This is a genomic window from Sulfitobacter sp. HNIBRBA3233 (genome assembly GCF_040149665.1).
Lineage (GTDB): Bacteria > Pseudomonadota > Alphaproteobacteria > Rhodobacterales > Rhodobacteraceae > Sulfitobacter > Sulfitobacter marinivivus.
The window spans coordinates 2,143,573-2,166,003 of sequence record NZ_JBEFLP010000001.1; the positions used below are offsets into that span (position 1 = coordinate 2,143,573).

Genomic DNA, 22,431 nt, shown 5'->3' on the forward strand with positions numbered 1-22,431 from the left:
CCGCTGGATTATTCGCCGTAGGCATTGCTGTCGTGCTTTTCGATGATCCTGGCGAAGCGGCGGGCGAACCGTTCATCCGCCTTGGCCTTCTGCTCAAGCACCTCGCGCGCAAACACCATGTGGTCTTCGTGCTTTTCCATCATTTCCGCCATGCGGGCATTGGTCGCCGAACCGATACCGGCCATGGCCGACTGCGCCTCCTGATCGGTTTTCACGCCGATCTCGTTGATCCGGTGGGCAACGTCCTGCTGCTGTGCGGTTTTCAGCGATTTGGTCAGCGCGTCATAGAGCACGACACGCTGCTTCGTATCGGTCTGGAGCTTGTTGATCAGAACCATCTGGGTCGCGGCCTGGTTTTGCAGGCTGTCGACCCATGTCTTGCCCTTCTCGATATAGCGCTCCAGCGTCTGGCTTTTGGCCAGCTTGACCTGCTCTTCCTGCACCATCTCGTTGTAGCGCGTGTTCGCCGCCGCCAGTTTCGTCTCCAGCGCCGTGCGCTTGGCCGCATCCGTCTCGGACGCGATGGCGTTTTCCAGCTTGATGATCTCAGGATCCATCGCACCGATATCGGCGCGCAGGCTTTCCAGTTCCGCCACTGTCGCCTCGCGGTCGTTCAGCGTTTCGGTCAGGTTGACCTCGACTTTCGACTTCTGCTCTTCCAGCACGGCAAGCTGCCCTTCCAGAAGCTGAACGATGGTGTCGGATTTGGCGATCAGATCCTGCAACTTGTCGTCGATAGAGGCCGACCGGATCCGTTCCTGCCGCATGCTGTCGGATTTCGCGGCGGAAAAGACACCGACCACGCTTTCCCAGCCTGTCTTCGACCGCATTTCGTCGAAATCCTTGGAGAAGCCGGCGGTCACATCGTCGAGCCCCATGATAAGCTCGGCGATGTTCGCATTCATCACTTCCGTATGTGCGTGCACATCTTCAAGCGATGCGTTCTCGATATCCATTTCGGCGGCTTCACCGGCCTTCAGCTTGGCGCGCGCGATTTCGATCCTGCTGGTCAGTTCGGCGATCTTGCTCTGCGCTTCCGCCACTTGCGATTGGGATTCGCGCACCTGCGCATCAAGGTTGGCCATCGAAATCTCCATCTGGCATCTATGCTAAAGGTATATCTTCGGCGCGTTCATGCTGCGCCGTTCATATTATCGTTCAAACTGTACAAAACCGGCAGGTAAAAGAAAGCTTTCAGGACTATAAAAGGCGGATGCGCAGGCGCTCACCCGACGAGCGCGCTGACAATATCGCTTTGCGGGTCGGCAAGCGCATCAATCACGTCGAAGTGGTGTTTGCCTTCGGGCGTCACGCGCCGCGCACCCCACGTGCGCGCCAGCCGCTCGGCCTGTTCGATGAACGCGGGCCGCTCATCCGCGCCGACCCAGACCATCACCCGCACACCGTGCGGCGGCGGCATGTTCACCGGGCTTTCCGCTGCCGCCTCTGCCGCGTCGAGCTGCAGGACCTCGTTCATCGAAGTTTCAAGAAGGGGCATCAGGTCGGCCACGGGCGAGATCGGAACGATCGCTTCAATCCGGTCGCGCACCTCGACCGGCAGCACCAGCGGGTCGGTCATGCGGCAGACCAGTTGCCCCCCGGCGGAATGCCCCGCCAGTGCAAGTGGACCAACCGTCCGGTCGGCAATCCTGCCGATCGCGGTGGCAATCTGCGCCGTGATCTCGCTGATCCGCACATCCGGGCATAAGTCATAGCTTGGCATCGCCACAGCCCACCCGCGCGCCAGCGCACCCGCCGCAAGGTGCGACCATGAACTGGCGTCGAAGGCCTTCCAATAGCCGCCATGCACAAAGATCACCGTGCCGCGCGACACGCCTTCGGGCTCGAAAAAATCGAATGTTTGCCTGTCGCTTGGTCCGTAGGAGACACCCGTTTGCGCCCGCGCCCCGAGCCCTTCGCGAAAGGCGCGTGCCTGTGCTTCCCAGCGGGGCGGATATGCCTCCGCACCCTCGATATGGGCCGCGTTGGCATAGGCATCATCAAGCTTCATTCCCGCTTCCTTCGCAAATGTGAACTGGACAATCATACGCGGAGTTGGGATGCAGGCCAGAACGAATTTGATGGAGGGATTCCCGTGACTGCATCTACGACCGATCTGAAATCCATGTTGAACGACCCCAGCCTGCTCGAAACGCGCGCCTATATCGGCGGACAGTGGGTCGATGGCGACGATGGCACATTCGACGTTTTGAACCCCGCGCGCGGCGATGTCGTGGCCAAAGTGGCGGACCTGTCACGCGCTCAGGTCGGCGATGCCATCGCTCAGGCCGAGACCGCGCAAAAGGAATGGGCCCAGTGGACCGGCAAGGAACGCGCGGCGGTCCTGCGCAAATGGTTCGACCTGATGATGGCCAACCAAGAAGATCTGGGTCGCATCCTGACCGCCGAACAGGGCAAGCCGTTTGCCGAAGCCAAGGGTGAAATCGCCTATGGCGCGTCTTTCATCGAGTTTTTCGGCGAAGAGGCCAAGCGTGTCTACGGAGAGATGATCCCCGGCCACCAGCGTGACAAGCGCATCATGGTGCTCAAGCAGCCGATCGGCGTTGCAGCCTCGATCACGCCGTGGAACTTCCCCAATGCGATGATCACCCGCAAGGCAGCCCCGGCGCTGGCCGCCGGCTGTTCCTTTGTCGCGCGTCCCGCGAAGGAAACACCGCTTTCCGCGATCGTCATGGGTGTGCTGGCCGAACGGGCCGGTATTCCGGCAGGCGTGTTCAACGTGGTCACATCCTCGTCCTCGTCCGCCGTGGGCAAGGAGTTCTGCGAGAACCCGGCCGTGCGCAAGCTGACTTTCACAGGTTCCACCGAAGTGGGGCGTATCCTGCTGAAGCAGGCCGCCGATCAGGTGATGAAGTGCTCGATGGAACTGGGCGGCAACGCGCCGTTCATCGTCTTCGACGACGCCGATCTGGATGCCGCTGTCGAAGGAGCGATCCTGTGCAAATTCCGCAACAATGGCCAGACCTGCGTCTGCGCCAACCGCATCTATGTGCAGGCGGGCGTCTATGACGAGTTCGCCCAGAAGCTGAAGGACCGTGTCAGCCAGATGAAAGTCGGTGACGGCTTCGAAGACGGTGTGGACCTCGGGCCGCTGATCAACGGCGATGCCTCCGAAAAGGTCAAGGAACACGTCGAGGACGCCCTGTCCAAGGGCGCCGAGATCATCCTCGGCTCTGCAGAAGAAAAGATGGACGGCAATTTCCTCGCCCCCACCATCCTGACCGGCGTCACGCAAGAGATGGTCGTGGCGAAGGAAGAAACCTTCGGTCCGCTCGCGCCGCTGTTCAAGTTCGATGACGTGGATGATGTGATCGCCATGGCGAACGATACGATCTTTGGTCTGGCCAGCTATTTCTACGCCAAGGATCTCAGCCGCGTTTACAAGGTGGCCGAGGCGCTGGAATACGGTATCGTCGGCGTGAACACCGGCCTCATCTCGACCGAGGTGGCCCCGTTCGGCGGCGTCAAGCAATCCGGCCTTGGCCGCGAAGGCAGCCACCACGGGATCGAGGACTACCTCGAAATGAAATACGTCTGCATGAGCGTCTGACCGGACTGCCCCATGCGGCACAGAATGGCCCCGTGCGTTGCGCGGGGCCTTTTTCATGTTACGAAAGAAAATTGCCTCGTGTCCGAAAATCGCGCTACCTCTGGCGCGCGCCAGCAGAGGATCGCCATGACCGCCCGATTGACACAAGACCCCCACGCCCATAGCGACGCGCCACGCGAAAAGGTGCTCGAAGTCGCCATCGGGCGCGCGGTACGCGCCCACCGCAAGGCGCAAGAGATCACCGTGGCCGAACTGGCCCAGCGCACGGGCATATCGCTGGGGATGTTGTCGAAGATCGAGAACGGGAACACCTCCCCGTCGCTGACCACGCTGCAAACACTCGCCAACGCGCTGCGCGTCCCGATCACCGGCTTTTTCCGCGGGTTCGAGGAAAGCCGCGAAGCGGTGCACACGCCCTCGGGCCAAGGTGTGGAAACCGCACGTGCGGGCACCCGCGCGAACCACCAGTACCAGCTTCTCGGGCATCTCGGGGCCAATGCATCGGGCGTCATCGTCGAACCCTACCTGATAACGCTGACGGACGAATCCGACGTCTTCCCGACCTTTCAACACGGCGGGATCGAGACGATCTACATGCTGGAAGGGGCGGTCGACTATCGTCACGGCGATACGGTGCACCCGCTGCGCGCGGGCGACACGCTGTTCTTCGATGCCGACGCCCCGCACGGGCCGGAGCGCCTGGTCGATCTGCCCGCGCGCTATCTGGCCATCATCAGCTACCCGCAATCCACCTGACTGCCCGAAATTTGGGCAGCACGCGGCCCTCCTTTTCACCGAAGTGAATAATTATTTCCTGAAATATTGAGCAGCCAACCCTCCGGGTGATAGCTTCTGGCAAAAGTTCGAGTCAGGAGGGCGCGCCGATGTGCGGGATCGTGGGACTGTTTCTCAAGGATGAAAGCCTCGCGCCGCAGCTGGGCGAGATGCTGACCGATATGCTGGTCACGATGACGGACCGCGGGCCCGACAGTGCCGGCATCGCAATCTACGGCGACGAAACACCCGGCATGGCGAAGCTGACGGTACAGTCCCCGGATCCTGCGCGCGACTTCGCGGGCCTCGACACCGACCTCGGCGCGGCGATCGGGGCGGAGGTCACCATGTCTGTCCGCGACACCCACGCCGTCCTGACCCTGCCCGCACCCCTGCTGGACGAAGCCCGCAGCACCCTGCGCAGCCTGCGGCCCGACCTGCGCAGCATGAGCCGTGGATCGCGGATCGAGATCTACAAGGAGGTCGGCCTGCCCCGCGATGTCGCCGCGCGCTTCGACCTGCGCAGCATGGGCGGCAGCCACGGCATCGGGCACACGCGCATGGCAACGGAATCGGCGGTGACGACCATGGGGGCGCATCCGTTCAACACCGGTATGGATCAATGCCTCGTCCACAATGGATCGCTGTCCAATCACAACGCGCTGCGCCGCAAGCTGCGGCGTCTGGGCGTAGAGATCGAAACCGAAAACGATACCGAAGTCGGCGCCGCCTACCTGACCTGGCGGATGCAGCAGGGGGCCAGCCTTGGCGAGGCGCTGGAAAGCGCGCTGGCCGATCTGGATGGGTTCTATACCTTCGTGGTCGGCACCGAGGACGGTTTCGGCGTGCTGCGCGATCCCATCGCCTGCAAACCGGCCGTGATGGCAGAGACGGACCAATACGTTGCGTTCGGGTCGGAATACCGTGCGCTTGTGAACCTGCCAGGCCTCGATAACGCCCGCATCTGGGAGCCCGAGCCCGCGACGGTCTATTTCTGGACCCGCAACGGCATGCGCACGAGAGAGGCCGCCTGATGCAAACGATTGACCTTGAAGCAGATGGCCTGCGCCACCTGAACGCCACGCTTCAGTCGCAGGTGGCAGAGACGAACCAGACCGCTTGGGAAATCCTCAACCCGCGCGGGGCGCATGCCATCGCGGTAGGTCTGGACGCGCCGATCGAAGTCACCGTGAAAGGCTCGACCGGGTATTACTGCGGCGGCATGAACAGTCAGGCCACCGTCCACGTCGAAGGGTCTGTCGGCCCCGGCGTGGCGGAAAACATGATGTCGGGCACCGTGATAATCGACGGGGATGCGTCGCAATACGCAGGCGCGACGGGCCACGGCGGCACGTTGGTGATCAAGGGCAACGCCTCGTCGCGGTGCGGTATCTCGATGAAGGGGATCGACATCATCGTCCACGGAAACGTGGGCCACATGAGCGCCTTCATGGCCCAGTCGGGCAATCTGGTCGTCTGCGGGGATGCGGGCGAAGCCTTGGGCGACAGCATCTACGAGGCGCGCCTGTTTGTGCGCGGTTCGGTCAAATCGCTCGGGGCCGACTGCATCGAGAAAGAGATGCGCCCGGAACACCTGACGCTGCTGGCGGAGTTGCTGGAGCGGGGCGGATGCGACGCCAAGCCCGAAGAATTCCGACGCTACGGCTCGGCGCGGCAACTCTATCACTTCAACATCGACAATGCGTACTGAGGAGACGGTGATGAAAGACGATCCCACAGGCGCACCGCGCACCGCGCCGATCCAGTCGGCCACGTTCAGCGATCCCGTGAACGCGGAAATCAGGCGCGCCGCGGCCACGGGCATCTACGACATCCGCGGGGGCGGGGCGAAACGCAAGCTGCCGCATTTCGACGATCTGCTGTTTCTGGGCGCGTCCATGTCGCGCTACCCGCTCGAAGGCTACCGCGAGCGGTGCGATACCAATGTCACGCTTGGCACCCGTTTCGCGCAAAACCCTGTCGAGCTGGATATCCCCATCACCATCGCGGGCATGTCCTTCGGGGCGCTGTCGGGCAACGCCAAGGAAGCACTGGGGCGCGGGGCCACGCTTGCAGGTACGTCGACCACGACAGGCGATGGCGGCATGACCGAGGAAGAGCGCGGCCATTCCAAGAAGCTGGTGTACCAGTATCTGCCAAGCCGCTACGGCATGAACCCCGCCGATCTGCGCCGTGCCGACGCGATCGAGATCGTCGTGGGCCAGGGCGCGAAACCCGGTGGCGGCGGTATGCTTCTGGGCCAGAAGATCAGCGACCGCGTGGCCGAAATGCGCAACCTGCCAAAGGGGATCGACCAGCGGTCGGCCTGTCGCCACCCCGACTGGACGGGCCCAGACGATCTTGAAATCAAGATCCTTGAACTGCGCGAAATCACCGGTTGGCGCGTGCCGATCTACATCAAGGTAGGCGGCGCACGGCCCTATTTCGACACCACGCTGGCGGTCAAGGCGGGCGCGGATGTGGTCGTTCTGGACGGGATGCAGGGCGGTACGGCGGCCACGCAGGATGTGTTCATCGAAAACGTCGGCATGCCGACCCTCGCCTGCATTCGCGAGGCGGTGCGCGCCCTTCAGGATCTGGACCTGCACCGCGAGGTACAGCTGGTCGTCTCGGGCGGGATACGCACCGGCGCGGACGTGGCCAAGGCGATGGCGCTGGGCGCAGACGCCGTGGCCATCGGCACCGCGGCCCTGATCGCACTGGGCGACAACGATCCCAAGTGGGAAGCCGAGTATAACGCCTTGGGCACCACTGCCGGCGCCTACGATGACTGGCACGAAGGCCGCGACCCCGCCGGCATCACGACACAGGACCCGGTGCTTGCCGCGCGGCTCGACCCTGTCGAGGGAGGCAGACGGCTGAACAACTATCTGAAGGTGATGACACTTGAGGCCCAGACCATCGCCCGCGCCTGCGGCAAGAGCCATTTGCACAATCTCGAACCCGAAGACCTTTGTGCGCTGACGCTCGAAGCGGCAGCGATGACCAAGATCCCGCTGGCGGGCACGGACTGGTATCCGGGCAAACCGGGGTCGGGTTTCTAGGAGAGCATCGGGCCAGCCCCACCTGCGCGAGGGCAAAGGCCCTGCGGAGGATCTACGGCCAGAAGAGAAAGATACAGCCCGTGACACGGGCGGACACAGTGGAAGGACAGCGTATGACCAAGGATCTCGCCGCATTCGCCAAGAAGACCGGCGTCAAATACTTCATGATCTCTTTCACCGATCTCTTCGGCGGACAGCGGGCCAAGCTGGTGCCGGCGCAGGCAATCGCCGAAATGCAGGAAAACGGCGCGGGCTTTGCCGGATTTGCCACATGGCTCGACATGACGCCCGCAGACCCCGACATGCTGGCCGTGCCCGATCCCTCCTCTGTGATCCAGCTGCCCTGGAAACCCGAGGTGGCATGGGTCGCGGCGAATTGCGTGATGGAAGGCGAGGACGTCGCACAGGCACCGCGCAACGTGCTGCGCCGCCTGATCGAGGAAGCGGCGGACGAGGGGCTCCACGTCAAGACCGGGGTAGAGGCCGAATATTTCCTGCTGACGCCCGAAGGCGACCGGATCAGCGATCCCTACGATACGGCGGCCAAGCCATGCTATGACCAGCAAGCTGTCATGCGGCGCTACGACGTGGTCCGCGAAATCTGCGATTACATGCTGGACATGGGATGGGAGGCCTACCAGAACGACCACGAGGACGCGAACGGGCAGTTCGAAATGAACTGGGCTTTCGACGATGTTCTGAAAACCGCCGACAAGCATTCCTTCTTCAAATTCATGACCAAGAGCGTGGCGGAAAAGCACGGCTTCCGCGCGACCTTTATGCCCAAACCCATCGAGGGGCTGACCGGCAACGGCTGCCATGTGCATGTCTCGGTCTGGGACGCGCCGGGGCGTGCCGCGAAAACCAACGTGTTTGCGGGCGAAGGGTCGGGCCAGACCGGCGAGGTTGGGCTGAGCGCGCGGGGCGCGCATTTCCTCGGCGGGATCATGAAACACGCCAAGGCGCTGGCCGCGATCACCAACCCGACGGTCAACAGCTACAAACGCATCAATGCGCCGCGCACTGCATCCGGCGCCACGTGGGCTCCGAATACCGTGACATGGACAGGCAACAACCGCACGCACATGGTGCGCGTCCCGGCACCCGGCCGGTTCGAGCTTCGCCTGCCGGATGGCGCTGCAAACCCCTATCTGCTGCAGGCCGTGATCATTGCCGCGGGGCTCAGCGGGCTGCGGACCAAGGCCGATCCCGGCAAACGGCACGATATCGACATGTACGCCGAGGGGCACAAGGTCCGCGGCGCGCCGAAGCTGCCACTGAACCTGCTGGACGCCCTGCGAGAGTTCGACCGTGACAAGGCCCTGAAGGCGGCGATGGGGAATGCCTTTGCCGATTCCTATGTCAAGATGAAGACGCAGGAGTGGGAGGACTTCACCGCGCATTTCAGCCAGTGGGAGCGTGACAATACGCTCGACATCTAACGCTGTGCCTATCCCTTCGCCACGCGCTGTCCTAGGGTGGCCGGACGGAGGGCCGCCACATGCGCCAAGACAACGCACATCCAGTGATCGCAATCGGCGGCTCGGCCGGGGGCATCGGCGCCATGCAGGAACTGCTTGCCGCGATCCGCGCCCCTCTTGCCGCACCCGTTATCATCGCCGTGCATTCGGTCGCGCAATCGAAGCTGACCGAGGTTCTGCAACAGGGATCCTCCCTGACGATCCGGCGGATCGAAGACGGCACTGTTCCCGAACCGGGCGTCATCCACATCGTCCCCGGCGGGCGGCATGCCTATTTCAGATCCGGTAAACTGCGGCTCTCGGAGGATGTCACCGACAGCGGGTTCCGCCCTTCCATCGACATGCTGTTCATGACGCTGGCTGCGGAATACCAGTCGCGCGCCATCGCTGTGATCCTGTCGGGCATGTTGCAGGACGGGATGCGGGGCGCACAGGTGATCTATGATCTGGGCGGTCGCACCGTTGTTCAGAACCCCGATGACGCGGTCTATGAAAGCATGCCTGCGGCAGTGATACGTGCCGATCACCCCCGTGCGGTCCTGACCGCCACCGAGCTGGGCCAATGGCTGGTGGACGAGGTCGGATTTCTCGAAGATTGAACAAACGAAAAAGCCCGGCGCATCGCGCCGGGCTCTGACGTGAAGATCCTGTTTGGGATCAGTTCACTTTTTCGGCGTCGACCACGTCTTTTGCGATGGCGCGGCGGGTCGATTTGATCTCGATCTGGCGTGGTTTCAGGGCGTCGGGCACCTGACGTTCCAGTTCGATGTGCAGCATGCCGTTGGTGTGGCTCGCGCCGGTCACGATCACGTGGTCGGCCAGATGGAACCGGCGTTCGAACGCGCGGGTCGCAATGCCACGGTGCAGGTATGTGCGGTCTTCGGTATCTTCCGCCTTGCGCGCCGACACGATCAGCGCACGCTCACGCACTTCGACGGACAGGTCCGACTCGGCAAAGCCTGCGACGGCAATGGAGATGCGGTACGCGTCGTCTTCCAGCTTCTCGATATTATAGGGCGGATAGCTGGGCTGGCTGGTTTCGGCAGTCAGCACACGGTCCATCAGGTTTGCGATCTGGTCGAAACCGACAGTTGTTCGGTAGAGTGGTGCAAAGTCAAAATTGCGCATGGTCATCCTCATATCTTGAGCGATTGTTTGCGCGGGACTTCCCAAGGGACAGCCCCGCCTTTCAGCAGTGCCAGAACCCTTTCATAGGCGTTCCGGCAAGGCCGATGTGGGGATCACTGCGCGCGATTCAAGACCCGCCGGGGCGCAAAAATTTCGCACCGCCGGCACCGCGATTGCCCACGCCGATCCGCCGCACGGCAGGTGTGGGCCCGGCCCTGGCCGCCCTCATCGTTTCTTTCAGTTCCGCCACACGGTCGGGCAAAGCCATGCCAACCGTGCGCTCGGTTCCGTTGATATCGGCACCGCCCGACACGATCGAGACGATCCGGAACAGGGTACCGTCACGGCGGAACACCGGCGCGCCCGAGGACCCGAAAGTCGTATCGCAATCCATCGCCATGACGCCCTGGAACTGGTCAACAATCTGGCAAACCCGCTGTATCGAGGGGAGCGATTCACGCCCCCGACCGTAGGATACGACGCTGACCTCGCCATCGCGCGCAGGCAGCGGCTCGACGTTGAAGGGGGAGATCACGTGCGTCGCGATCGGCTCTGCGAGACGCAGCAGCGCCACGTCGTTGGAGATCCGCGTCATGTAATTCGCGTCGGCGGGATCGTAGGCCGCGGGGCGCGCGATCTGCACCACGTCACGCTCGGCCGCGGTGTGACCCGACCGGAAACCGGCGCGAAAGCGCAAGCTCGATGCGTCGCGCGGCCGGCCTTCGCCGTCCACAGTGCAATGCGCCGCGGTCAGCACAAGGTCGGGAGCGATCAACGTGCCAGTGCAAAAACCGGACGTTCCGATATCGAGCCTGCCGACCGCTCTCCACGGCGTGGCACCCTCAAGACGATCCAGACCGACAAGGGGGCTGTCGGCAACGGCAGGCGTCGCAAGGGCCGCCAACATTAGGATGATCGACCTAAGGTTTAACAAATTTCGCTCCTGTGTCGCGACGCTCCTCGCCCACGCGCACCCGTTGCTGTGCCGATGTTCCGCGCAGATACACGCCATTGCCCGCCACCAGTTCGGCCTGAAGCTCGGCGAGCGGCTGGCCCAGTGCGGTCCCCAGCGACACCTGTTTCCCCAACACCTCCGCCTTGGCAGAGACGACCGAGACGATCTGCGCCACGCCGTCCTCGACCACGAAGATCGGCGCGCCGCTCGACCCGAAATTGACCGAACAGGACGTCACGAGAACACCTTCCTGACGGGCAAGGACCTTGCAGACCTCTTGCAGAGAGGGTGCTTCAGACCGGTCCATGGCGTAGCTCACCACGCCGACGCTGTCGCCTTCGCGCGGACGCGAGGCGGTCTTGAACGGCACAATCGATGTGTTGCGGATCGGCTGTGACAGTTCCAGCAGCGCCAGATCGTTGCGTACCCGGGTCGACGACAGCTTGTCGTTATAGACATAGTCGGGGTGCACCACGGCGCGGACCACGTTGCGATAGGCACCGGCCCTGCCGTTGCGCCATCCCGCCAGAAATTCCACATGGGCTTCGTTCAGGCGTTCACCGGTTTCGCGATCGAACAGACAATGCGCCGCTGTCAGGACAAGTTTCGGCGCGATCAGTGCGCCGGTGCAAAAACCGGACCCGTTGATGTCGAGCCTGCCAACCGCCTCCCACGCTTTCGCGTCGTCACCGTTATCGAGCCGCTTGAGACGCGCGTCATCCGCCACCGCCCCGGAGGTAAGGGTCAGCCAGAGAAATAGCAGTGTCATCAGCCGCCGCACGCGCAATCCCCCATGAATACCGTTCGCATAAATCCGGCTTAGCCACAGGTTGCGGCAAAAATGAGGCAGATTGTTATCGCAGACGGGGAATTGCCGGATCCTGACGCGGGGTCGCCTCCAGCGCGGGCGGCTTTGGCCCGCCCCACGCCCAATCCAGAAGCTCGACGGAGTGTACCACCGGCACCCGCGCGGCCGACCCGATCTGCATCATGCAGCCGATATTGCCCGCCGCGATGATATCGGGGTTTTTCGCCTCCAGCGTCCTGACCTTGCGCGCCTTGAGCTGTCCCGAAATCTCGGGCTGCATCAGGTTGTAGGTGCCTGCCGATCCGCAGCAGAGGTGGGAATCCGCAGGTTCGACAATGACGAATCCCGCTTTCTTCAAAAGCGCCTTCGGCTGCGTCTTGATCTGCTGACCGTGCTGAAGCGAACACGCGGCATGATAGGCCACGACGGTGCCTTCCTCGGGGCGCTCGGCGCGGCTTCGCGCGTCGGTTCCGGCGATCCATTCCTTGGCTGGCTGCCATGGCGCACCCTGCGCGTCGGTTTCGGTAAGATCGGTCAGAACCTCGCTGACGTCCTTGGCAATCGCGGCCACCCGTGCAGCATCTTCCGCCAGCGGATGATTGCGGAACATATGCCCGTAATCCTTCACCGTTGTGCCACATCCCGAGGTATTGATCACAATCGCGTCCAGCCCGCCTGCGTGCATCTCGCGGACCCATGCGCGGATGTTGCGCGCAGCGGTGGCGTGGCTCTCGTCGGTCTTGCCCATATGGTGGGTCAACGCCCCGCAACAGCCCGCCCCCTCTGCCACGACCACTTCGGCGCCGAGGCGTGTAAGCAGGCGGATCGTCGCATCGTTGATATCGGTGTTCAGCGCCTTCTGCGCGCAGCCCGTCATCAACGCGACGCGCATCCGTTTCGGTGCCAGCGGCGCAAAGCTTTGGGGATCATCGTTTCTGCTGACCGGCGGAATGGTTTTCGGAGCCATCTCCAGCATGGCGCGCAGCCTTGCGTCCGGCATCAGCCGCGCGAAGGGGCGCCCCAGCTTCGCGCCCAGCAGCGCCACACGAAAGCGCATCGGGTAGGGCAGGATGCGCGCGAGAATCCAGCGCAGCGCACGGTCCCCGAGGGGGCGTTTGTAGCGCTGTTCGATATAGTCGCGCGCGTGATCGACCAGATGCATGTAATGCACGCCCGACGGGCAGGTCGTCATACAGGCAAGGCAGCTCAGACAGCGGTCGATATGCTTGACCGTCTTGGCATCCGGCACCCTTTCGTTCTCGAGCATGTCCTTGATCAGGTAGATACGCCCCCGGGGACTGTCGAGCTCGTCGCCCAGAACCTGATAGGTCGGGCATGTGGCCGTGCAAAAACCGCAATGCACACAGGCGCGCAATATCTCGTTGCTGCGCGCGATGGCCGGATCTTCAAGCTGCGCCTTGGTGAATGTCGTCTGCATATGCCGCCCCTAAACTGTCATCAGACTGGCGCTCGCCAGTCCGAACCAGGGCACGGTTGTGCCCAGTGATCCCATCACGGCAGTCCAGCGGCGCATCGGAACGCTTCGGTCCGCACGCCGCAACGCCTGGGCGCCATAGGCCAGCACACCGACCCACCCGCCCCAGATGAAGACCATCGCCGCGCCTGTCACGAGGATATTCACACCCCAGACCGGCGCAAAGGCGTAGCGCAGGACGAGGCCAGTCGCCGCACAGATTGCGGTGAAGAGGGCAAGCCTACGGAACGCCCGTGGCGAGGGCCCCGCCGCGGTCAATGCACGGAACGCGAGCGGCCCGCCGATGAAAACCAATACGAAGACGATGATGTAACTCATCCCATCAAACCCTTGTTCAATATCCCGCGCGGATCGAAACGTGCGCGAATGCCAGCGGTCAACCTTGCCACGCCTTCCGGTTCCGGCTGGAAGCGCGGCTGCCCGCTGCCCCGCACGAGGGTCGCATGGCCACCGAAATCGCCCAGCGCAGACCGCAGATCATACCCTGCCTCTGTATGCAGCCAGACAAGACCGCCGGCCCAGTCGTAGAAAACACCCTGCGCGCCCGACCGCTGCGCCAGCATGGGCCCCTCTGACGGCTTGCACGAGATCCGCCATATATCCCCCTGCGCCTTTGCAAATGTTTCGACGTCGCGTACGGCTGTCCAGCGCGCGGCGCTCTCCTGCGCGCCTTCGACATCGATATCATCTATTCGCAAATGATCCCTCAACGCCTGACAACGATAGGATACAGACGGTGCGAAGCCTTCCAGACGCAGCATGGTTTCGCCCTGCGCCGGATCATGGGCGGCGCCGGAGACCTCGAAGGGGCTGCTCAGCGCGCGGGCCAGAACCGCGACCGCATCGCCGTCCGACAAGCCGCGAAGGACCAGCGTCGCCTCAGTCTCGGGAAGCGGCTGCGTCTTGAAGGAAACCTCGCTTAGGACACCCAAGGTGCCATGTGCGCCGGACAACAGCTTTACCAAGTCGTAGCCGGTGACATTCTTCATCACGCGGCCACCGTTCTTGATGATCTGCCCCGTCCCGTCCACGAACCGCACACCCAGAAGGAAATCGCGCGCGGCGCCCACGGAAATGCGACGCGGCCCCGACACATTGGCCGACATCACACCGCCGATTGTCGGCGTACCGGAGGTGCCCAGAAGCGGCCGGTGATCCATCGGCTCGAATGCGAGCCGCTGGTTTTCCGCGGCAAGCGCCTCTTCGATCCGGGCGACCGGCGTGCCCGGTTGGGCAACCATCGTCATCGCACCGGGTTCATAGAGCACGATACCGTCCATCGCACTGGTGCTGAGCGGATCGCCTTCTGCCTCCACCCCGCGCGTTCCGCCGCCCCGCAGGCTCAGCGGCGCATTCGCCGCTCTGACAATCTCGGCGAGGGCCGCTTCGTCTTGTGGAAGGTGCATGTCTGTTCTGGCCTCATATGCTCCGGGAGATACGGGGGCTGGCCCCGCACCCCGATCTATTCCGCTGCGACCCTGACCGTCCGGCGCGCTCCGGAGGCGTCCAGCGGAAACACTTTTGCCGGGTTCAGCAGCCAGTCGGGATCGAAAACATCCTTGACCGCCATCTGCGCTTCAAGGTCGGCAGGCGCAAACTGCACATGCATCAGGTCGCGCTTTTCGATCCCGACGCCGTGCTCACCGGTCAGGCAACCACCGACCTCGACGCAAAGCTTGAGAATATCCGCGCCGAAAGCCTCGCACAGCTCGAGATCGCCGGGTTTGTTGGCATCAAACAGGATCAGCGGATGCATGTTGCCGTCACCGGCGTGAAAGACGTTGCCCACCTTCAGGCCGTAGCTCTCGCTCATCTCGCCGATGCGGCGCAGGACATGCGGCAAGGACGACACGGGAATGGTTCCGTCGAGACACATGTAGTCGTTGATCTGCCCCATCGCGCCGAAGGCGCTTTTGCGGCCAAGCCAGATGGCGGCGGATTCCTCGGCCGAGCGGCTCTCGCGCAGCTCCACAGGATTGTGGCGGCGCGCGATTTCCGTGATCAGACCCAGCTGGTGGTCGATCTCGGCATCGGATCCTTCGACCTCGACGATCAGCAGCGCTTCGCACATCGGATAACCGGCTTTGGCAAAGGCTTCCGTGGCCTCGATGCAGGGGCGGTCCATGAATTCGATCGCGACGGGCAGAACGCCTGCGCGGATGATATCGCTCACGCATTCCCCGGCGACGGCGTTGTCATCGAAGCCCATCAGCACCGGCCGCGCGCCTTCCGGCTTGTGCAGAATACGCAGGGTCGCTTCGGTCACGACGCCAAGCTGCCCTTCCGAGCCGCACACAAGACCCAGAAGATCCAGTCCGCCCGCATCCAGATGGGCGCCCCCGATCTCGACGATTTCGCCATCCATCAGGACCATCCTGACGCCCAGAAGGTTGTTCGTCGTCACCCCGTACTTCAGACAGTGCGCACCGCCCGAATTCATCGCAATGTTGCCCGCGATCGCGCAGGCAAGCTGGCTCGACGGGTCCGGCGCGTAGAAAAATCCCTCTTCCTCGACAGCACCGGTCACGCTGAGGTTCGTGCGGCCGGTCTGTACCCGGATGAAGCGGTTGTCATAATCCGTCTCCAGAACGTCATTCATCCGCGCCACACCGAGAATCACGCAATCGGCTGTCGGCAGCGCACCGCCTGCCAGCGACGTCCCGGATCCACGCGGCACCACCGGCACGCCCTCTTCGTGGCAAATACGAAGGACGTCAGAGACCTCTTCGGTGGTGGAGGGCAGGACAGCAACCATCGGCGGACAGCGGTACGCGGTCAGCGCATCGCATTCATAGGCGCGCGTCTCGGCAACATCGTCGATCACCGCGTCATCGGGAAGCACCTTGCGAAGACGGGCGACAACCCTGTCCTTTATCCGCAGAATTTCCGGATTGGGATCTGGCATTTCCATGGCACATTCCTTGCATCGTCTGCTGATCGCACCGATCACTGGTAAAATAATATTACCAATTCACGTTCAAAGCAACAGATTTGCAGAAAAGCTGCCGTCAGTGGCTGCGATACTTGATCCGCCGGTCATAGAAATCGGGCAAAACCTGCGGTTGCAGCCTGCCAGCGGGACTTGAGAATTTGAGAAACCGTTTGATCAATTCGAGCCGGAACCGCAGCTCGTGGGCATTGTTGAGCACCGATTTAGACATCGGATCAAGCCGGTCGTCCGGTATTTGGCGCCCCTCGTGCGTGGCGCAGATATCAAGAAGCGGCAGGCCCACATCGCACAGCATCGCGAGGGCCAAATTATCGGTCAAGCCCGCCATCGGATCGGTCAGGCCAAGCCTCGGATGGTAAATTCGCTGTAGCAGTCCGACAAAGGTGCGGAACCGGAAGATGAACGCCCGCTCGCCGGTTTCAAGCTGGCGCACCATCAGATGCACACCGACAAGAATCAGCCCTTCAACCTCGATCAGTAATTCGGGAAGCGAGAGGATGCCTTGACCGCCTTCCAGGCGTTCAAGGCAATCGCGAAGCCCCTGCGCAACGCGGTTTTCGAATACGTCCTCTATCGCGCTGTTTTCCCCGAACGACGTCCGTTGGCGCATGTTGGGGCCGACAATTTCGCAAGACCTGACAAAGGGCTGTGATTTGGGTGATGCCAGCATGTTGATCACGAACTTCTGCTGATCGGACGATCCCGAAACGGGGCTGGCAACTGCGGTCATTTCCATTTGAATACCTGTAAATTCGCTCCGTGTTTTTTCATGGTTAGGCAAAAGGTCTTGATACAAGGTAAACACCGGAGATGAAATTTAGGGCACTCTAATCTCTTGCTTTTTCTAAAAAAATTACCGTAGATTGAAGAAATATCTGAATTTGGGCCAAGCACTTTAGGGGTCTGCGTGACACAAGCCACCGAAGACGATCTTACCATCATCGCCATCGGATCCTCCGCCGGAGGCCTTGAAGCGATCCGCGATCTCGTATCGACACTGCCGGCGGACCTTCCCGTCAGCTACGTCGTCGTGCAGCATATGTCGCCGCATCACAAAAGCCTGATGACAGAGCTGATCGCGCGCCAGACCGATCTGACCGTGCGCGATGTGGTGGACGGAACCGCGCCCATGCGCAATGTGATCCATGTCACCCCGCCCCGCACGGATGTGATTTTCGAAGACGGCAAGCTGCGGCTCGTCGAGCCCAGCCCCGAGATCGCCTCTCCGAAACCATCGGTGGACCGTTTCCTGACCAGCCTTGCGGACGAGCATGGTGAAAAGACCGTTGCGATTATCCTGTCAGGCACCGGCAGCGACGGATCATACGGGGTCCAGGCCGTTCGCGAGGCGGGCGGCATTACCATCGCGCAGGACAATGAAAGCGCGAAATACGACGGTATGCCCCACAACGCTGTGCAGACCGGATGTATCGACCTGATCCTGCCGCCCGGCGATATCGGCACGCATCTTCAGAAAATCCTGTCTTCGCCGCGTGACTTTGGCGAATTCCGCCGCGGCGAGCTATCCGAAAGCCCGCTGTCGGACCTGTTGCAGATCCTGCTGGCGCGCACACGGGTAGATTTCCGCGACTACAAGCAGGCGACCATAAACCGCCGGATCGAACGGCGGATGGTGGCACTGGGGATTCGCACACAGGAGGAATACACGCAATTCTGCCGTGCCAACCCGACCGCACTGGACGCGTTGTTCAAGGATCTGCTGATTTCGGTCACGCGGTTCTTCCGGGACAAGGATGAATTCGAAGAACTTGCAGGGCTTTTGCCGCAACTTGTCGACGCGCGCGAGGGTGGCCCCCTGCGTGTCTGGATCGCAGGGTGCGCCACCGGAGAGGAGGCCTATTCCATCGCGATGCTGCTGTCCGAAGCGATGGGCGGACAGAACGTCAATCTGAAAACCCGCGTCCAGATTTTCGCGACCGACATCGACAAGGACGCGCTGCAGGTGGCGCGACGCGGTGTCTATTCCGTGTCGTCGCTGAACGAGATCCCGAAGGCGCTGGCCGACAAATACCTGATTCGCCAGACCGACGGCGTGCGCGTTGTCGACAGCCTGCGCAACGCGATCCTGTTTTCGGATCATAATGTCTGCCAAGATCCGCCTTTCCAGAAAATAGACCTGCTTTGTTGCCGCAACCTTCTGATATATTTCGGTAATTCACTTCAACACAGGGTGATGTCGCGGTTTCACTATTCCCTCGCCAGCGATGGATTGCTGTTTCTCGGCACGGCTGAGTCGGTGGCCGGCGCCGATGACATGTTCACACCCGAAAGGCAGGCGGCGCATATCTTCCGCAAGCGCACCCTGCGCGGTCAGAGCCGTACAAATTTTTCGGGCAAGCAAAAGAATACCATCTCGGCCCCCCGAGCGATCGAGACGGACAGAACCGCAAAATCCACCGATCGCCATCTTTTTGAGGCGCTTGCCTCCTCGCTGGGCGAAGATTCGATCCTTGTGACCGAGGATTTCGCGATCGCACGGGTTTACGGCAATATCAGCCAATACATCGAAATCAAGGCATCGAGTTCGCTGAAAATGCACCTCGACCTGTTGCGCAGTCCCCTTCGTGAAGAGGCCCGCAGCCTCGTGACGATCGCGATGCGAAACAACGCCCACCGGTCAGGCGTGCGCCACCTTCTGAGCGAGGGTGACGTCTCTGAAACGCGCATAGACGTCTATCCTATCGTGGCGCGCGAAATCAGCGAAAAAGCGGCCCTCGTGGTGTTCAACAAGGTCGCGATAGACGAGGCGAGGATTACGCGCCGCGAACGCACGCCGCCCGACCCGGTCGAAAATTCAGAGCGCATCCAAGAACTGGAAAGCGAAATCGCGACCACCCGCGAGGCGCTTCAGCAGACCATCGAGGAGCTTGAGACCTCAAACGAAGAACTGCAATCGCTCAACGAAGAGCTGCAATCCACGAACGAGGAACTTCAGGCCACCAACGAAGAGCTTGAAACGTCGAACGAAGAGCTGCAATCGACCAACGAAGAGCTGATTACCGTCAACGAGGAACTGCAGGTCACCGCAGCCGAACTTTCGGGTCGCACCGGCGAGCTGACCAGTGTGATCGAAAGCACGCCCCTTGCGATCATCGTGATGGATAATGCCCTTCAGATCAGTCAGGCGACCAACGCCGCCGCGAATCGCTTCAACATCCGCAGGCCGATTTCGAACCCGCATATCAGCCAGTGCGTCCTGCCCGAAGGGTATCCCAGCCTTGCGCCGATCTGTTCAGAAGCCCTGAAAGTCGGCGAAACCGTATCGGCTGAATTCAACTCGAACGACACGCGCGTCCTGCTGACCTGTTCGCCCTATTTCAACGTACATGGCCAGATCCTTGGCGTGACGATGGTTGTCACCGAATTCCCCGGCCTCGCGCGGGAGATGGAGCTTCTGCTCAACAACTCCAAGGTCTACGTCTGTCATCACACGCTCGATGGCACGATCCTGCGCGCATCGGAGAACGTCGCGCAAATGCTCGGCTACCGGCGCGAGACGGTGATCGGCCGCAACCTGTTCAAACTGGTCAGCAAGGATACGGCAAAGCACATGCGCGCTACCGATCGCGAGCTGATCGACAGCGGCGAAGATACAATACGCACAACCTACAAGATCAACGATGCGAACGGGAATGACATCTGGCTGAGCGAGGACAAGATCGTCTACGCCCACCCGGGCGAGCAAAAGGCAACGATATACGCGGTCGGTGTCGACGTGACCGAACTGGTCAAAACCAAGGAAGAGGCAGAGGACCGTCTTGGCCAGCTGCGCATGCTTCAGGATATTGCAGGTTTCGGCTATTGGTCTGTCGACCTCGCTGACAAGACCGTCCACTGGTCTCAGGAAGTCTTTCGCATCCACGGCGTCGATCCGTCCGAACCGGCTCCCGCGCTGGAGGATGCGATCAATTTCTACCACGAGGACGACAGGTCCGATGTCGCAGCCGCGGTCGAGCAGGCGATCGAAAAAGGCGGCGAATTCCAATTCGAGAAGCGCATCGTGCGACGCGACGGCACCGTCGTGAATGTCGAAAGCAACGGACTAGCGATCGAGAACGAGGAAGGGCTGGTTGAGCGGCTCATCGGCGTATTCCACCTTCTGGAATAGCGCGCGATCCTGTATGACCCTCAGGAGATGACACCCTTAGATTTCCTTCCCTATCTCGATGCCCTTGATCTCTCGGCGGTGGCCGTGTTGATCCTGTGCTGGGCCATTGTCGGTTGGCGGATCGAAAACCCGTCACCGGACAAGCCGTCCGTGTCGATCATCATGGCCGATTATCGCCGCGAGTGGATGCAACGCATGATCGGTCGCGAGGTCCGGATATTCGACGCCCAGACCGTCGGCACATTGCGTCAGGGGACTGCGTTTTTCGCCTCCACCAGCGTGATCGCGATCGGCGGCACCATCGCGCTGATCGGCAACGCCGACCGGATCGCCGGTCTGGCCGAAGATTTCACAGATACCGCAGCGCCCGCGGTGATCTGGGAGATGAAGTTGCTCATCGTTGTCGCCTTCCTGACCAATGCTTTTCTCAAATTCGTGTGGTCGAACCGGCTGTTCGGATATTGCTCGGTGCTGATGGGCGCGGTGCCGAATGACCCGAATGACCCCGCATCCCCGTCCTACGCGTACAAGGCTGGCGAATTGAACATCGCCGCCGCGCGCAGTTTCAACAGGGGATTGCGGTCTGTGTATTTCGCTCTGGCGTCCCTGGGATGGCTCGCCGGTCCGATCCCGCTGGTTGCGACATCGATTGTTACAGTTGCCATCGTCTGGCGGCGGGAATTCGCCTCCAGATCGCGGGCGGTCCTCTTGGAACAACCCTGAGGGAGCCCTATATAACGAGGGTAACTTTGGACATTGAAAATGCGTAAAATCTTTACCCTTCTCGCGGCATTGACGGCCGCGCCCCTAGCTGCCGATCCTGCGACAATCAACAATATCGCGTTCTCCAAAGTCGGCGGCACATTCACTTTCAACGTGACGATCGCGCACCCCGACTCGGGGTGGGAGCACTATGTCGATGCATGGCGTGTGAAGGATCTGGACGGAAACGTGCTCGGTACGCGGCAACTGGCCCATCCGCATGTGGAAGAACAGCCGTTCACGCGGTCCCTGTCGAATGTCGAGATTCCTGCGGATGTGGATACGGTCCTGATCGAGGTCCATGACAATACCTCGGGTTGGGGTCCGGATATCGCCACGGTAAAGATCCGCTAGGGCACCTAAACGCGGTGGTAGGGCCCACCCGACAGGATTGATGCGGCGCGATACAACTGTTCCGCCAGCATGACCCTCACCAGCATATGCGGCCAGACCATCTGACCGAAAGAAAGCAGGTGGTCGGCCTCGTCGCGCAGCGATGGATCCACACCGTCCGCGCCGCCGATCACGAATGCCAGATCCTGCCGCCCCGCATCCCGCCAGCCTTCGAGCCGCCGCGCGAAACGTGGCGATGTCTCGACCTTGCCGCGTTCGTCCAGCACGCACATCACGGCACCTTCTGGCACCGCGCGGCGCAGCAACGCGGCCTCGCCCTGCATGCCCCCGCCCTTGCGGTCATCCACCTCAACGACAGAAGCCGGTCCGAGAGATAGCCCCCGACCGGTTCGGTCAAATCGTTTCAGATAGTCGTCGATAAGCGTCTTTTCCGGTCCGGCACGAAGCCGACCGACGGCACAGATCTGTACCTTCATCGCGGGCTCAGGACGTGGCGTCGCCTTGGGGCAACCACATCTTTTCGAGCTGGTAGAATTCGCGCACTTCGGGGCGGAACACATGGACGATCACGTCGCCCGTGTCGATCAGCACCCAGTCGCCCGAGTCCTTGCCTTCGGTACGGACGGTGAAGCCGTACTCGTCCTTGACCCGCTGGGCCAGTTTTTCGGAAATCGCGGTCACCTGACGCGTGGAACGGCCCGAGCAGATGACCATGTGGTCGCCGATCTCGGTCTTTCCGCGCAGATCGATCTGCACGATATCCTCGGCCTTGTCGTCTTGAAGAGACGCCAGAACGGTTGCCAGAATGGCATCGCTCGAAGCCTGTTTGTGGCCAGCCGGGATCGGCGCGCCAGTTTCCGCAGTATGAGCGGCGTTGCTTTGCATGGTCAGGACAATGTCCTCCTGTTTAACGCGCCGACGGGCCCCCGGCGCCGGGGATACATCCGAGTCTAAACACC

Annotated in this window: 22 protein-coding genes; 10 read left to right on the top strand and 12 right to left on the bottom strand. The window is 61.8% G+C overall.

Annotation, left to right across the window (positions count from 1 at the left end; translation table 11 throughout):
- Positions 1 to 8: 8 nt before the first annotated feature.
- On the bottom strand, positions 9 to 1,085 hold the full coding sequence (locus ABMC89_RS10550; protein ID WP_349567889.1) for a coiled-coil domain-containing protein: 1,077 nt from the start codon (positions 1,083 to 1,085) through the stop codon (positions 9 to 11).
- A 140-nt stretch (positions 1,086 to 1,225) separates the two neighbouring features.
- Entirely contained in the window at positions 1,226 to 2,011 is a 786-nt protein-coding gene (locus ABMC89_RS10555; protein ID WP_349567890.1) for a hormone-sensitive lipase, read from the bottom strand.
- Positions 2,012 to 2,125: 114 nt separating this feature from the next.
- Between ABMC89_RS10555 and ABMC89_RS10560 the strand changes: the two genes are divergently transcribed.
- The 7 genes from ABMC89_RS10560 (at position 2,126) to ABMC89_RS10590 (ending at position 9,490) form a co-directional block, all read left to right on the top strand.
- Positions 2,126 to 3,571 carry an NAD-dependent succinate-semialdehyde dehydrogenase gene (locus ABMC89_RS10560; RefSeq protein ID WP_439655662.1) on the top strand — a complete coding sequence of 482 codons (1,446 nt, stop codon included), beginning with the start codon at positions 2,126 to 2,128 and terminating at the stop codon, positions 3,569 to 3,571.
- 126 nt (positions 3,572 to 3,697) lie between these two features.
- The gene (locus tag ABMC89_RS10565) at positions 3,698 to 4,327 is read left to right on the top strand and encodes a helix-turn-helix domain-containing protein (RefSeq protein ID WP_349567892.1); all 630 of its coding nucleotides are present in this window, start codon (positions 3,698 to 3,700) and stop codon (positions 4,325 to 4,327) included.
- 128 nt (positions 4,328 to 4,455) lie between these two features.
- Positions 4,456 to 5,379, top strand: a complete 924-nt coding sequence (locus ABMC89_RS10570) for a class II glutamine amidotransferase (RefSeq protein ID WP_349567893.1) — start codon at positions 4,456 to 4,458, stop codon at positions 5,377 to 5,379.
- Positions 5,379 to 6,056 carry a GXGXG domain-containing protein gene (locus ABMC89_RS10575; protein ID WP_349567894.1) on the top strand — a complete coding sequence of 226 codons (678 nt, stop codon included), beginning with the start codon at positions 5,379 to 5,381 and terminating at the stop codon, positions 6,054 to 6,056. The genes ABMC89_RS10570 and ABMC89_RS10575 overlap by 1 nt, the downstream gene beginning before the upstream one ends.
- 10 nt (positions 6,057 to 6,066) lie before the next feature.
- Complete coding sequence (locus ABMC89_RS10580) at positions 6,067 to 7,410, top strand: FMN-binding glutamate synthase family protein (RefSeq protein ID WP_349567895.1); 1,344 nt, start codon at positions 6,067 to 6,069, stop codon at positions 7,408 to 7,410.
- A 113-nt stretch (positions 7,411 to 7,523) separates the two neighbouring features.
- A complete protein-coding gene (gene glnT, locus ABMC89_RS10585; RefSeq protein ID WP_349567896.1) occupies positions 7,524 to 8,852 on the top strand; it encodes a type III glutamate--ammonia ligase in 1,329 nt (442 codons plus the stop codon).
- A 59-nt stretch (positions 8,853 to 8,911) separates the two neighbouring features.
- The gene (locus tag ABMC89_RS10590) at positions 8,912 to 9,490 is read left to right on the top strand and encodes a chemotaxis protein CheB (protein ID WP_349567897.1); all 579 of its coding nucleotides are present in this window, start codon (positions 8,912 to 8,914) and stop codon (positions 9,488 to 9,490) included.
- A 58-nt stretch (positions 9,491 to 9,548) separates the two neighbouring features.
- On the opposite strand, the gene ABMC89_RS10595 is transcribed toward ABMC89_RS10590, so the two are convergent.
- The 8 genes from ABMC89_RS10595 to ABMC89_RS10630 form a co-directional block, all read right to left on the bottom strand.
- Positions 9,549 to 10,019, bottom strand: a complete 471-nt coding sequence (locus tag ABMC89_RS10595) for an Hsp20 family protein (RefSeq protein WP_349567898.1) — start codon at positions 10,017 to 10,019, stop codon at positions 9,549 to 9,551.
- A gap of 127 nt (positions 10,020 to 10,146) precedes the next feature.
- Positions 10,147 to 10,926 carry a trypsin-like serine peptidase gene (locus ABMC89_RS10600; RefSeq protein WP_349567899.1) on the bottom strand — a complete coding sequence of 260 codons (780 nt, stop codon included), beginning with the start codon at positions 10,924 to 10,926 and terminating at the stop codon, positions 10,147 to 10,149.
- Between the two features lie 13 nt (positions 10,927 to 10,939).
- A complete protein-coding gene (locus tag ABMC89_RS10605) occupies positions 10,940 to 11,743 on the bottom strand; it encodes a trypsin-like serine peptidase (protein ID WP_349567900.1) in 804 nt (267 codons plus the stop codon).
- Between the two features lie 85 nt (positions 11,744 to 11,828).
- Positions 11,829 to 13,220: a glycolate oxidase subunit GlcF gene (gene glcF, locus ABMC89_RS10610; RefSeq protein WP_349567901.1), complete on the bottom strand. Its 1,392-nt coding sequence runs from the start codon at positions 13,218 to 13,220 to the stop codon at positions 11,829 to 11,831.
- 9 nt (positions 13,221 to 13,229) lie between these two features.
- Positions 13,230 to 13,595, bottom strand: coding sequence for a hypothetical protein (locus ABMC89_RS10615; protein WP_349567902.1), 366 nt, complete (start codon positions 13,593 to 13,595; stop codon positions 13,230 to 13,232).
- Positions 13,592 to 14,683: an FAD-binding protein gene (locus ABMC89_RS10620; protein ID WP_349567903.1), complete on the bottom strand. Its 1,092-nt coding sequence runs from the start codon at positions 14,681 to 14,683 to the stop codon at positions 13,592 to 13,594. The genes ABMC89_RS10615 and ABMC89_RS10620 overlap by 4 nt, the downstream gene beginning before the upstream one ends.
- A gap of 56 nt (positions 14,684 to 14,739) precedes the next feature.
- Positions 14,740 to 16,188, bottom strand: a complete 1,449-nt coding sequence (locus ABMC89_RS10625) for an FAD-linked oxidase C-terminal domain-containing protein (RefSeq protein ID WP_349567904.1) — start codon at positions 16,186 to 16,188, stop codon at positions 14,740 to 14,742.
- A gap of 97 nt (positions 16,189 to 16,285) precedes the next feature.
- Positions 16,286 to 17,023 carry a hypothetical protein gene (locus ABMC89_RS10630; protein ID WP_349567905.1) on the bottom strand — a complete coding sequence of 246 codons (738 nt, stop codon included), beginning with the start codon at positions 17,021 to 17,023 and terminating at the stop codon, positions 16,286 to 16,288.
- Positions 17,024 to 17,134: 111 nt separating this feature from the next.
- On the opposite strand from ABMC89_RS10630, the gene ABMC89_RS10635 reads away from it, so the two are divergent.
- The 3 genes from ABMC89_RS10635 (at position 17,135) to ABMC89_RS10645 (ending at position 21,472) form a co-directional block, all read left to right on the top strand.
- Positions 17,135 to 20,356, top strand: a complete 3,222-nt coding sequence (locus ABMC89_RS10635; RefSeq protein WP_349567906.1) for a chemotaxis protein CheB — start codon at positions 17,135 to 17,137, stop codon at positions 20,354 to 20,356.
- A 27-nt stretch (positions 20,357 to 20,383) separates the two neighbouring features.
- Positions 20,384 to 21,079 (top strand): DUF599 domain-containing protein, encoded by a 696-nt coding sequence (locus ABMC89_RS10640; protein WP_349567907.1) that lies wholly within the window; start codon positions 20,384 to 20,386, stop codon positions 21,077 to 21,079.
- Between the two features lie 69 nt (positions 21,080 to 21,148).
- Positions 21,149 to 21,472, top strand: coding sequence for a hypothetical protein (locus ABMC89_RS10645; RefSeq protein WP_349567908.1), 324 nt, complete (start codon positions 21,149 to 21,151; stop codon positions 21,470 to 21,472).
- A gap of 5 nt (positions 21,473 to 21,477) precedes the next feature.
- On the opposite strand, the gene rlmH is transcribed toward ABMC89_RS10645, so the two are convergent.
- Both rlmH and rsfS read right to left on the bottom strand, forming a co-directional pair.
- Complete coding sequence (gene rlmH, locus ABMC89_RS10650) at positions 21,478 to 21,948, bottom strand: 23S rRNA (pseudouridine(1915)-N(3))-methyltransferase RlmH (protein WP_349567909.1); 471 nt, start codon at positions 21,946 to 21,948, stop codon at positions 21,478 to 21,480.
- A gap of 7 nt (positions 21,949 to 21,955) precedes the next feature.
- The gene (gene rsfS / locus ABMC89_RS10655; protein ID WP_349567910.1) at positions 21,956 to 22,357 is read right to left on the bottom strand and encodes a ribosome silencing factor; all 402 of its coding nucleotides are present in this window, start codon (positions 22,355 to 22,357) and stop codon (positions 21,956 to 21,958) included.
- Positions 22,358 to 22,431: the final 74 nt, after the last annotated feature.

Bases quoted from the DNA above. Each gene is read 5' to 3' on its own strand.
- ABMC89_RS10625 (WP_349567904.1), bottom strand. From the start codon at position 16,188: ATGGAAATGCCAGATCCCAATCCGGAAATTCTGCGGATAAAGGACAGG.
- ABMC89_RS10640 (WP_349567907.1), top strand. From the start codon at position 20,384: ATGACACCCTTAGATTTCCTTCCCTATCTCGATGCCCTTGATCTCTCG.
- ABMC89_RS10605 (WP_349567900.1), bottom strand. From the start codon at position 11,743: ATGACACTGCTATTTCTCTGGCTGACCCTTACCTCCGGGGCGGTGGCG.
- ABMC89_RS10550 (WP_349567889.1), bottom strand. From the start codon at position 1,085: ATGGCCAACCTTGATGCGCAGGTGCGCGAATCCCAATCGCAAGTGGCG.
- ABMC89_RS10560 (WP_439655662.1), top strand. From the start codon at position 2,126: ATGTTGAACGACCCCAGCCTGCTCGAAACGCGCGCCTATATCGGCGGA.
- ABMC89_RS10595 (WP_349567898.1), bottom strand. From the start codon at position 10,019: ATGCGCAATTTTGACTTTGCACCACTCTACCGAACAACTGTCGGTTTC.
- glnT (WP_349567896.1), top strand. From the start codon at position 7,524: ATGACCAAGGATCTCGCCGCATTCGCCAAGAAGACCGGCGTCAAATAC.
- glcF (WP_349567901.1), bottom strand. From the start codon at position 13,220: ATGCAGACGACATTCACCAAGGCGCAGCTTGAAGATCCGGCCATCGCG.
- ABMC89_RS10575 (WP_349567894.1), top strand. From the start codon at position 5,379: ATGCAAACGATTGACCTTGAAGCAGATGGCCTGCGCCACCTGAACGCC.
- ABMC89_RS10570 (WP_349567893.1), top strand. From the start codon at position 4,456: ATGTGCGGGATCGTGGGACTGTTTCTCAAGGATGAAAGCCTCGCGCCG.
- ABMC89_RS10565 (WP_349567892.1), top strand. From the start codon at position 3,698: ATGACCGCCCGATTGACACAAGACCCCCACGCCCATAGCGACGCGCCA.
- ABMC89_RS10555 (WP_349567890.1), bottom strand. From the start codon at position 2,011: ATGAAGCTTGATGATGCCTATGCCAACGCGGCCCATATCGAGGGTGCG.
- rlmH (WP_349567909.1), bottom strand. From the start codon at position 21,948: ATGAAGGTACAGATCTGTGCCGTCGGTCGGCTTCGTGCCGGACCGGAA.
- ABMC89_RS10600 (WP_349567899.1), bottom strand. From the start codon at position 10,926: ATGTTGGCGGCCCTTGCGACGCCTGCCGTTGCCGACAGCCCCCTTGTC.
- ABMC89_RS10580 (WP_349567895.1), top strand. From the start codon at position 6,067: ATGAAAGACGATCCCACAGGCGCACCGCGCACCGCGCCGATCCAGTCG.
- rsfS (WP_349567910.1), bottom strand. From the start codon at position 22,357: ATGCAAAGCAACGCCGCTCATACTGCGGAAACTGGCGCGCCGATCCCG.
- ABMC89_RS10615 (WP_349567902.1), bottom strand. From the start codon at position 13,595: ATGAGTTACATCATCGTCTTCGTATTGGTTTTCATCGGCGGGCCGCTC.
- ABMC89_RS10590 (WP_349567897.1), top strand. From the start codon at position 8,912: ATGCGCCAAGACAACGCACATCCAGTGATCGCAATCGGCGGCTCGGCC.
- ABMC89_RS10620 (WP_349567903.1), bottom strand. From the start codon at position 14,683: ATGCACCTTCCACAAGACGAAGCGGCCCTCGCCGAGATTGTCAGAGCG.